The sequence below is a fragment of the Blautia sp. HA3515 genome, assembly GCF_059933065.1.
This window is the reverse complement of sequence record NZ_JAYFUY010000119.1, coordinates 1-2908: the sequence shown is the minus strand read 5'-3', so window position 1 is coordinate 2908 and position 2908 is coordinate 1. Positions and strand designations below refer to the sequence as shown.

2 pseudogenes are annotated in these 2908 nt (G+C 44.7%); both read right to left on the bottom strand.

What is annotated here, in order from left to right:
• Positions 1-174: 174 nt before the first annotated feature.
• Positions 175-1591: pseudogene (locus R1Y93_RS09970) on the bottom strand (amidophosphoribosyltransferase).
• Positions 1592-1671: 80 nt separating this feature from the next.
• A pseudogene (locus R1Y93_RS09965) lies at positions 1672-2900 on the bottom strand (fructose-bisphosphatase class III).
• Positions 2901-2908 lie beyond the last annotated feature (8 nt).

Below are 2908 nucleotides of genomic sequence, written 5' to 3'. Positions count from 1 at the left end.
CAATTGAAATGCTCATCCGACTTGCTAACTATTATAATACAAGCATTGATTATCTGGTTGGCCGTACCGATAACAAAAAGCTGTATCACTAAAAAACATGCATTGTATGCTTCCCGGAAGCTGGTAGATCCAGCTCCTAGGCACACACAATGCATGTTTTGTTTTATGGAACAATTATTCTACACCATTCCAGCAATAAGTACAAAGCTTACATGGCTCAATATCAATAGATGCTTCCAGATCATCCAGGCGATGGTACTTCAGGGATGTAAAATTCAGTTCTTTACGGATCTCTTCCAGCATTTCCTTATAATTCTGTGAATCCGGATTTGCATAATCTGCAAGCACTTTCGGATCCACATGATCCCCTTCTCTTTTTGCCACGATCCGCCTTGTGATCAGGTCCATTTCCGATTTGGATCTGGAGAAGTTCAGATACTTGCAGCCAAAGAGCAGCGGCGGACATGCCGGACGGATATGCACCTCTCTTGCCCCATTATTATAAAGAAATTCAGTAGTTTCACGGAAGCTGTGTACCACGAACGATGGAATCATCGATCATCAGCAGGCTTTTCCCTTTGATCAGCTTATGTACAGGGATCAGTTTCATCCTGGCGATCAGATTACGCTGGCTTTGCTGAGTAGGCATAAAAGAACGTGGCCAGGTTGGTGTGTATTTAATAAATGGTCTTGCAAAAGGTACTCCGGAACGGTTGGCATATCCAATGGCATGGGCAATACCGGAATCCGGCACACCTGCTACAATATCCGGTGAAATCTCCCCTGCATCTCTGCCTGCCAGGATATCTCCGCATTTGTACCGCATTTCCTCTACATTAACTCCTTCATAGGTGGAAGTTGGATACCCATAATATACCCAGAGGAAAGAACAGATGCGCATTTTATCCCCTGGCTTTTGCAGCACCTCCACCCCTTCAGGTGTAAGGAAATCTACCTCGCCCGGGCCTAATTCCTTATAATCTTCATAACCCAGATTAATGTACGCATGGCTTTCAAAAGAAGCACAACAGGCTCCTTCTTTCCTGCCGATCACCAAAGGTGTCCTTCCCAGACGGTCACGGGCTGCATATAATCCTTCCGGTGTCAGGATCAGCATAGTCATTGATCCCTGGATCACTTCCTGTGCATAGCGGATCCCGTCCAGGATACTTCCCTTCTGATTGATCAGCGCTGCCACCATTTCCGTAGGATTTACACTGCCTCCGCTCATCTCAAGGAAATGTGAGCATCCGTTTTTGAAACAATTCTGTACCAGTTCCTCCAGATTATTGATCTTACCAACTGTGGTGATGGCAAAATTCCCCAGGTGGGAACGTACAAGCAAAGGCTGGGGCTCATTATCAGAAATACAGCCGATTCCTACATTTCCGTGCAGTTCCTCCACATCCCGGTCAAATTTTGTCCTGAATGGTGAATTCTCGATATTATGGATCGCCCTGTTAAAGCCTTCTTCCTTGTCATAAACAGCCATTCCACCTCTGCGCGTTCCCAGATGTGAATGATAATCGATTCCGAAAAACAAATCCATTACACAACTGTTTTTTGAAACTACTCCAAAAATTCCACCCATTTTTTCGATTCTCCTCTGTTTTTATTTGCCCTGATGGACTTTTTATATAGAAACCAATGCCTGATCCTATAATGGTTCAGTCACTTTTTCTCTTTGATAATGCCTCTCCTGTAGGCTTCCAGAAGCCGTTTTAATTCACAGATCCGCTCCTTCAGTGCTTTTCCATTGTCTGTATCCCCAACCAGACGCCGGCTGGAAGTATAATGAACTGCCACACGGTTTGAGACAATGTCCTGTTCTCTGATCACAGCATCCTCCGCAGAAGTAAAAGGCTCATGGGCAGTCAGTGCCAGACCATAGGAATTATAGATCAGGGTATACCGGCGATCCCGGTAACTTTCCGATAAGCTCTGGAAAAACCGCCATCGATCACGATCACCTTCCCACCACATTTCACAGGATTCTCTCCCTCCAGCTGATGCACAGGTACATGGCCGTTAATGATCCTGCCCTCTGCCCCGTCCAATCCAAATTCTTCCAAAATGTGAACAACCACTTTTTCATTCTCAAGAAGGCGGTAATAAGCATTTTTGTTCTCCTGATGAGTTCCCGGATCTTCTATATAGTACCGTTCAAAAGTAGTCATCTTATCTTTTCCGAAAAGCGGTGAATTAGGTGCTGCCCAGATATACCACAGTATATCCCTGCTTTTTTCCAGTTCTTTATCGTCCAATTCATAAAAGGCCCTTCTTGCATAGGATTCCAGGGTATCATAAAGTGCTTTTCCTTTGTATATTTTCCCATAGATCTGTACTTCTTTAAAGGATCCGTCTTCATTTAATGGAATGCTTCCATGAAACAGCAGATTCCCATTATATACCCTATAAAGCCCTCCTTTGTCAAGAAGAAAACGCATATGCTGTTGCAGCTTTGCACAATTGACAAAACCGGAAGTAAGCCGTTCCATCACTGTTTGCTCTTCTTTGGTAAGCTGATAAGGATGCGTCCAGTCCACAGTGGGAAAACAGTTATCCAAAAATGGATATTCTTTTCCGTCAGGAAGTGTGATCGTTCCTTTTTCCGGATGGATCCGATGAAGCAGGAGCCGATCCTCCATACCAAAGTCCGGATGGTTCATGATCAGCTGACCCTCCAGCTTGAACTGGATCACTGCAATGGCCTTATGCATTTTCCGGCTGTATTCTTTTTCCATTGCATTATAATTCGATGGACTGGAAATCCCGGAAAAAGCTATGCAGGGATCATCCCTGTATGCTTCCATTGCAAAGGCTGCCAGAGGCATCATGTTGATCCCATAGCCATCCTCCAGAATATCCAGATTGCCATATCGGACACTATTGCGGATCACAGTGGCAA